This window comes from Amycolatopsis sp. NPDC104775 (assembly GCF_055583325.1).
Window position 1 is genome coordinate 128817 of sequence record NZ_JBVJOE010000010.1, and the last position, 7167, is coordinate 135983.

Genomic DNA, 7167 nt, shown 5'->3' on the forward strand with positions numbered 1-7167 from the left:
CCCATCCCCCCCCCCCACCCCCAATACACCCCTCCCTGGCGGTTGGGGGGTGGTTGTCAAGGCATCTTTCCCGCCTTGACAACCACCCCCGAACCGTCAGCACAATCAGCTTCGGGGTGCCCCCACGCACGACCCGGGCGCAATGTCGCCCCCCAGGGCGACGAGCCGCCCCCTCACAACCACCCCCGCTCCTCCGCGACCCGAACCGCCCCCATCCGATTCCGGGCCCCAGTCTTCGCAATAGCCCCAGACAAATAATTCCGAACCGTCCCCTCCGACAAATACAAACTCCCCGCGATCTCCGCCACCGACCCCCCGCCCCGAGCCGCGATCAACACATCCCTCTCCCGAGCAGTCAACGGCGACTCCCCCGCCGCCAACGTAGCCACCGCCAACGCCGGATCCACCACCCTCTCCCCCGCCATCACCCGCCGAATCGCATCCCCCAACGCCTCCGCAGGCGCATCCTTAACCACAAACCCCACCGCCCCAGCCTCCATAGCCCGCCTCAAATACCCAGCCCGCCCAAACGTCGTCAACACCACCACCCGACACTCCGGCACCTGCTCCCGCAAAACCGCAGCCGCGGCCAATCCGTCCAACCCAGGCATCTCGATATCCAGCAACGCGACATCCGGCCGATGCTCCAGCGCGGCCCCCACCACCTCATCCCCCGCCCCACCTGAGCGACCACCACGAAGTCGTCCTCAAGCCCGAGCAACGTCCCCAACGCCTGCCGCACCAACGCCTGATCATCCGCGAGCAACAACCGCACAGTCACGCCACAGTCACCCGCAACCGCCACCCCCGAGGCCGCACCGGCCCCACCTCCATCCGCCCACCCGCGGCCGCCACCCGATCCCGCAACCCAGCCAACCCATTCCCAGGATCCGCCGAAGAACCAACCCCATCGTCCCGAATCTCCACCGAATCCCCCGAAACCATCACCGCGCAAGCACTGGCCCGGGAATGCCGGACCACATTGGTCAGCCCCTCCCGAACCACCCACCCGAACAATTCCTGATGCGGCCCATCCACCGCAGTCGGAAAATCCGCCCTGATCCCCGCGGCCCGCAGCAATTCCCGCCCCCGCGCGAGCTCCCCGGCGAGCGTCACGTCCCGATACCCGGAGACCGCCGCCCGGACATCCGCCAGCGCCTGCCGGGACAGCTGCTCGACCTCGCCGATCTCCTCGACCACTCGCTCATCCCCCTTGGCCGCGAGCCGCCGGGCAAGATTGCTCTTGACCGTGATCGCGGTGAGCGAATGCCCCAGCAGATCATGCAAATCCCGCGAGATCCGCGACCGTTCCGCGTCCGCCGCGAGCCGCTCCACCTCCGCCCGCGCCCGCACTAGCGCCTGATTCGCCCGCAGCGCTTCCGCGAACGCGACGACCACCAGCACGGTGAACACCAATGCCGCCGCCTGCGCCCAGCCCGGGTCGGTGTGCCAGACCGCCCACGGCACCACCACAGTCGCCACCGCGGCGACCGGCACGAGGACCGCACCCCAGCGCGGCAACCGCGGAACCGCGAGCGAAACCACCACGGCGAGCAGGTAGAACGCGTTCGCGCGAGCGATCGGCAGGACAACGGCGAACAGCACTGTCAGCAGCCCGGTGAGGATCCAGAAAAGGCGGCTCCGGAACCCGTAGGCGGCGACGGCCGCCCCGATGTAGCACGCGCAGAACGCCAGCAGCGCCACCACCGCACCCGCCTGGTCCGCCACCTGGGCGAGGACGATCAGCGGGTACACCAGGAGGCCGGCGTCCAGCACGAGCCGGCGCCAGCCCAGCACCCAGCGTTGCGCGTCGGAATCAGGGCCGCGGTCCACGTCCGGCACGCTACTCGGAGAACAGCGAACGCACGTGCCGTCCGTTCGCCAGCACGACGACCGCCAGCAGCAGCAATCCGCAGACGCCCTGCTCGAGCCGGACCCACAGCGGGAGAAAGCCCGGAATCGACACGATGACGACGATCGCGACCGTCATCACCGCCGAGACGATCCGCAGCCGCAGCAACCCGCGTTTCGACCCGCGCGCCGCGCTTAGCGCGAACAGGAAGGTGAGCAGCGCGCTGGCCGCCACGATGGTGGCCCGGACCCAGACCACGTCGGTGACCATCGATGGGTCGTCGCGGAAGAGGAAGATCGCGCCGAGCGTGAGCACGCTCAGCGCCAGGTAGGACCCGGTCAGGACGCGGATCGCGCGGACTGACGGGTCGGTGCGGAGCTGAGAAGAAACCGTTGCGGGACGGGAGGTCATGACTGTCCTTTCCGGACCAGAGGCCGGCCCGGTGGATCCGGCGCCGCTTGCCCGTCCCATAGTGGGCGGACGGGCAAGCGGGCCGTAGTGTCAGCGCGCATCGGTGCGCGATGACATTTGTCAGAACCCGGTCATCCGCACCGTCAGCGGGCGGCCGTGAGCTTCGGCCCGATCGCCGCGCCGACGATCACGAGCACCCCGCCGAGAACGAGCAGATACGCGCCAAGGCCGATCTTCGACAGGTCCTCGTAGAACATCGCGATGATGCCCGCGATGTGGAAGACCAGCAGGACGGTCGCCCGCCCGGCGAAGACGGTGCGGTACCACCAGAAATTCTGCGGAGTCAGTTCGCGGCTGCGGATCCCGCTCAGCCAATAGGCGGACTTCTTGGTGCGCAGTGCGCCGAGCACCCACGGGAGGGTGGCGCCGAGCGTCGCGGCGATCAGGATGAAGGCGAGGAACCGCACGTACAGCGCGGCGAAGCTGTCCATACCGGACGTCATCTTGCCGAAGGCGTCGATGAAGGTGACCGAGGCGGTTTGGTCGCCAAGGGTGAACGTGACCCAGGGGATGAAGAGGGCGACGATCTCGAGGATGCCGCCGAGAGCCACCGGAATGGCGCCGAGGCCGGGGGTGGTGAGAGGCCGGTTCTGCGGCAGGAAGCCTTGGCCGGACGGGGCTGCCGCATACCCGGCTCCGGGCTGATGCTGCGTGGGGTAGCCAGGCTGTTGTGCTGGATAACCCTGCTGGCCGGGGTAGGCCGCTTGACCGGCGTACTGACCCGGCTGGCCTGATTGAGGCTGACCTGGCTGCTGCTGGCCGGGTTGTCCCGGTTGCGGCTGGCCGAACTGCCCCGGGAATTGCCCCTGCCCGGGGTACCCGCCCGGGGCGGGCTGGCCCGGGTACTGCGGCGCGGGCTGCCCGTACTGCGGAGACTGCCCGGGCTGCTGCGGATAGCTTGGCTGAGCGCCGGGCTGCTGCGGATAACCGGCCCCGCCCGCCGGAGGCGCCTGCCATCCCGGCGGGACCGCGCCCGGTTCCTGCGGCGTGCCGGACTGCTCGTGTGGACCCCCTGAGGTACTCATGGCCGCCGATGGTAACTGCCGCATCGGCGCGGCGACCGCCGAAAGCGCCGCTCGACCATGACAAGTCCGCACAACCGGACCGGATGGTCGCCCATAAGCCGCACAATAGGGGCGCTGACCAGGTCAAACCTTGTCCGGGGAACCACGGAGCCGGACCGCTGAGCCACCGCCGCCGCGAAAGATCCCGCCGGCCCGAGCCCGCCGCCGCAGCTACCCATCGCCCGCGCCGCGCATCCCACTGCGCGGCGCGGACCTGTCTCACTCGCCCGGGGTCACCGGGCCGCGCGCAGGATCAGCTCCGCGACCGCCTCCGGCTGCGAAACCAGCACCGCGTGCGAAGCGTCCGCCACCTCGACTACCTCGGCTTCCGCGCGCTCCGCCATGAAACGCTGCGCCGCGGGCGGGATGTTCTTGTCCGCGGTCGGGATCAGGCTGTAGACCGGCAGCCCCTTCCACGCCGGTGCGGGCGACGCCTCGTCCAAGGCCGCGGCGGCGACCGGACGCTGACCGGCCGCCATCAGCCGGGCCTGCTCGGCCGGGACGTCCGCCGCGAACTGCTGGTGAAACAGGTCCTGCCGGACGTAGAGGTCGACGCCGCTCGCCAAGGTGACCTGCTCCAGCGTCTCCCCCAGGGTGCTGCCGGGGAACTTCGCGGCCAGCTCACCAGCGCTTTCGCCCTCGTCGGGGAGGAAACCGGCGATGTAGACCAGCGCCCGCACGCCGGGGTGTCCCGCCGCCGCGGCCGAGATCACCGAGCCGCCGTAGGAGTGGCCGGCCAGGACGATCGGGCCCTCGATGCTGTCCAGCAGGGACCGCACGGAGGCGGCGTCCTCGGCGACTCCGCGCAGCGGGTTCGCCACCGCGATCACCCGGTGCCCGGCGGCTTGCAGCCGCTCGATCGTCCCGTTCCAGCTGGACGAGTCCGCGAACGCGCCGTGCACCAGAACGACAGTGGCAGTCATGAGGTCCTCCTTGGGAAAGTTCCGAACGACGCCAACTGTACAACTTGATTGTGCACAATCAAGTTGTACTCAATGAGATCTGGCTCACGGCTCGCGGTAAGCACTTGGCGGAGCGCCGAGCAGGCGGCTGAACATCGTTGTGAAGGCGGCCGGGCTTTCGTATCCGAGGGTGACCGCGACCTCGGCTACCGGAAGGTCCGCCGCCAGCAGCGGGAGCGCGCGCAGCACGCAGGCCCGCTCCCGCCAGCGAGCGAAGCTCAGGCCCGTTTCGGCACGGAACAGCCGGTGCAGCGTCCGTTCGCTCACGTGCAGTTCGTCCGCCCAGCGAGACGGCGGATCGTGCACATCGGGAGCGTCCGAAAAGGACTGACACAGCGCACGCAGGCCCTCGTGTCGCGGCCACGGGAGCTCGAGCGGCAAGGGAACACAGCGAGATATTTCGTGCAGCATAAGGGAAATCAGTGCGGCGTCACGACCGCGGCGAGGATATTCCGGTGCGACGTCCACGGCTTCCCGAAGCAATTCCCGCAGCAGAGGCGAGACGTCGACGGTCTGGCAGCGGCGCGGGAACCACGGCACGGCGGACGGTTCCAGATAGAGACTGCGCGTGGTCACGTTCATCATCACGACGCTGTGGTCGGTCTCCGGCGGGATGAGCACCGCACGCCGCGTCGGGACGGTCCAGGTCCCGTCGGCCGTTCCGACGCGCATGGAACCGGTGGCGCCGTAGAGGAATTGCGCGCGACGGTGGCGATGCGGCGGCAGGAAGTGGTCCGGCGGATAGTCCGTGCTGATCGCGAGCACGGCCCGCGGCAGGGCGTCGACCTCGGACAACGGAACGTTGCGCATGGCTACAGGGTAGGTGTCCGATACTCGAAAGAACCTGGCGAATCTTCGGATGCGCGCCGCCCCTGTCGCGGCCTACCTTGAAGCCAGTGTTGACCTCGATCTTGATTCTTCTGCTCTTCGGCTGTCTCAGCGGAGTGACGACCGTGCTGTTCGGGTTCGGCGGCGGATTCGTCACCGTGCCAGTGGTCGCCGCGGTGACCAGCCGTGGCGACGCGATGCACGTCGCCGTCGCTACCTCCACTGCGGTGATGGTGGTGAACGCGGTCAGCGCGACTGTCGTGCAAGCCCGGGCTGGACGCCTCCGTCGCGAGTACCTCTGGCCGCTCGCCGGGTTTGTCGCCATCGGCGCCGTGGCCGGTTCGGTGGCCGCGACCTATGCCGGGGACGGACTGTTGCGCGTCCTGTTCATCGTTTACCTGGCACTGACCATTGTGGACAGTCTCGCGCGCGGCGGATTCCTCAAACCCCAGGGGGAACCGAAACCGTTGAGCACGTTCACGACTACTGTGGGTGGCGTCGGAATCGGTGCGGTGGCGAGCTTTCTCGGAGTGGGCGGCAGCGTGATGACCGTGCCGCTGCTGCGCCGCAAAGGACTTCCGATGGCAGACGCGGCCGCGATGGCGAACCCGCTCAGCGTGCCGGTCGCGGTCGTGGCGACCGTGGTCTACGCGACGGCCGGCGGCGGACCGTCGGGGTACCTCGACCCGGTCGCGGGCGCGGCACTGCTGGCCGGTTCACTGCCGACGATCGCGCTCGTCCGGCGGGTCGCCGACCGGTTGCCGGACAAGGTGCATGCCGTCGCGTACGTGGTGTTGCTGGCGGCGGCGCTGATCGCGGTGGCGGTCAGCTGAGCACCGAGCGGACGGTTTCCTCGTCGCGGGCGACGACCGTGGTGCCGTCGTCGGCGGTGATGATCGGACGCTGGATCAGCTCCGGATGCTCGGCGAGCGCGGCGATCCACCGTGGACGGTCTTCCGGAGTCTTCGGCCAGGATTTCAGCCCGAGTTCACCGGCGATTTTCTCGCCGGTGCGGGCGATGTCCCACGGTTCGAGGCCGAGCCGGTCGAGCACCGCGACGAGTTCCGCCTCGGTCGGCGGGTCCTCCAGATAGCGGCGCACGGTGTACTCCGCGCCGGCTTCGTCGAGCAGCGACACCGCCGAGCGGCACTTGGAACACCGCGGGTTCACCCAGATCTCCACCGGCGCAGTCTAACCCCGGAGCGGGCGGAGTCGTTGGCGGGCAAGAGGCTTGGGTGCGTCCTGGATCACCTGCCCGGAGGGGGTCCGGCGGGCGTACCGTTCGTACATGACCCTGCCGATTACCACCGACCGTCTCGTGATCCGGGACTGGACGGTTGACGACGCCGAAGCCGCGTACCGGATTTACGGCTCGCCCGATGTGACGCATTGGCTTACTCCCGCGATGGACCGGGTCGCGGATGTGGCTGCGATGCGGTCTGTGTTGCAGGCTTGGGTGGAGGCTCAGCCTAATTTGCTTCCGCCTCGTGGGCGGTGGGCGGTGGAGCTGCGCGGGGAAGGGCGGGTTGTCGGGGGGCTGGGGATTCGGTTGTTGCCGCCCTATCGGGAGGATTTGGAGCTGAGCTGGCAGTTGGGGCCCGAGGAGTGGGGGCACGGGTATGCGACTGAGGCGGCTCGGGCGTTGGCGGAGTGGGCGTTTTCGCAGGGCGGGACGGATGAGTTGTTCGCGGTGGCTCGGCCGGGGAATGGGCGGGCGATCGCTACCGCGGAGCGGATTGGGATGCAGTGGGTGGGGGAGACTAGTAAGTATTACGGGTTGAGGTTGCAGGTTTATCGGGTTCGGCGGGGGGATGTTGGTTGAGGGTTCCCTTGGTGGGGCGACTCGTCGCCCTGGGGGGCGACATTGCGCCTCGGTCTTGTTGGGGCACCCCGAAGCCCGAGTGTGCTGACGGTTCGGGGGTGGGTGTTCCGGGGGGGAAGAGGGATTGCCAACCAACCCCCAACCCCACGGAAGGATTCGTATCTGGGT

The 7167-nt window shown here is 68.9% G+C and carries 8 protein-coding genes and 1 pseudogene; 2 read left to right on the top strand and 7 right to left on the bottom strand.

The genetic code is table 11. The annotated features are described in order from the left end of the window. Positions 1 to 173 precede the first annotated feature (173 nt). From ACZ63D_RS34830 to ACZ63D_RS34855, 6 genes and pseudogenes are all read right to left on the bottom strand, one after another. Positions 174 to 781: pseudogene (locus ACZ63D_RS34830) on the bottom strand (response regulator). Further along, on the bottom strand, positions 778 to 1833 hold the full coding sequence (locus tag ACZ63D_RS34835; RefSeq protein WP_465358580.1) for a sensor histidine kinase: 1056 nt from the start codon (positions 1831 to 1833) through the stop codon (positions 778 to 780). The pseudogene ACZ63D_RS34830 and the gene ACZ63D_RS34835 overlap by 4 nt, the downstream one beginning before the upstream one ends. A gap of 10 nt (positions 1834 to 1843) precedes the next feature. Further along, the gene (locus ACZ63D_RS34840) at positions 1844 to 2263 is read right to left on the bottom strand and encodes a hypothetical protein (RefSeq protein WP_465358581.1); all 420 of its coding nucleotides are present in this window, start codon (positions 2261 to 2263) and stop codon (positions 1844 to 1846) included. Between the two features lie 143 nt (positions 2264 to 2406). Beyond that, positions 2407 to 3348 carry a hypothetical protein gene (locus ACZ63D_RS34845; protein ID WP_465358582.1) on the bottom strand — a complete coding sequence of 314 codons (942 nt, stop codon included), beginning with the start codon at positions 3346 to 3348 and terminating at the stop codon, positions 2407 to 2409. A 272-nt stretch (positions 3349 to 3620) separates the two neighbouring features. Further along, positions 3621 to 4310: an alpha/beta fold hydrolase gene (locus tag ACZ63D_RS34850; protein WP_465358583.1), complete on the bottom strand. Its 690-nt coding sequence runs from the start codon at positions 4308 to 4310 to the stop codon at positions 3621 to 3623. 84 nt (positions 4311 to 4394) lie between these two features. Beyond that, on the bottom strand, positions 4395 to 5159 hold the full coding sequence (locus ACZ63D_RS34855; protein WP_465358584.1) for an AraC family transcriptional regulator: 765 nt from the start codon (positions 5157 to 5159) through the stop codon (positions 4395 to 4397). An 86-nt stretch (positions 5160 to 5245) separates the two neighbouring features. On the opposite strand from ACZ63D_RS34855, the gene ACZ63D_RS34860 reads away from it, so the two are divergent. Beyond that, positions 5246 to 6010 carry a sulfite exporter TauE/SafE family protein gene (locus ACZ63D_RS34860; RefSeq protein WP_465358585.1) on the top strand — a complete coding sequence of 255 codons (765 nt, stop codon included), beginning with the start codon at positions 5246 to 5248 and terminating at the stop codon, positions 6008 to 6010. Here the strand turns inward: ACZ63D_RS34860 and ACZ63D_RS34865 are convergent. Next, positions 6003 to 6359 carry an arsenate reductase family protein gene (locus ACZ63D_RS34865; protein ID WP_465358586.1) on the bottom strand — a complete coding sequence of 119 codons (357 nt, stop codon included), beginning with the start codon at positions 6357 to 6359 and terminating at the stop codon, positions 6003 to 6005. The genes ACZ63D_RS34860 and ACZ63D_RS34865 overlap by 8 nt on opposite strands. A gap of 106 nt (positions 6360 to 6465) precedes the next feature. Between ACZ63D_RS34865 and ACZ63D_RS34870 the strand changes: the two genes are divergently transcribed. Next, positions 6466 to 6999, top strand: a complete 534-nt coding sequence (locus tag ACZ63D_RS34870; protein WP_465358587.1) for a GNAT family N-acetyltransferase — start codon at positions 6466 to 6468, stop codon at positions 6997 to 6999. Positions 7000 to 7167: the final 168 nt, after the last annotated feature.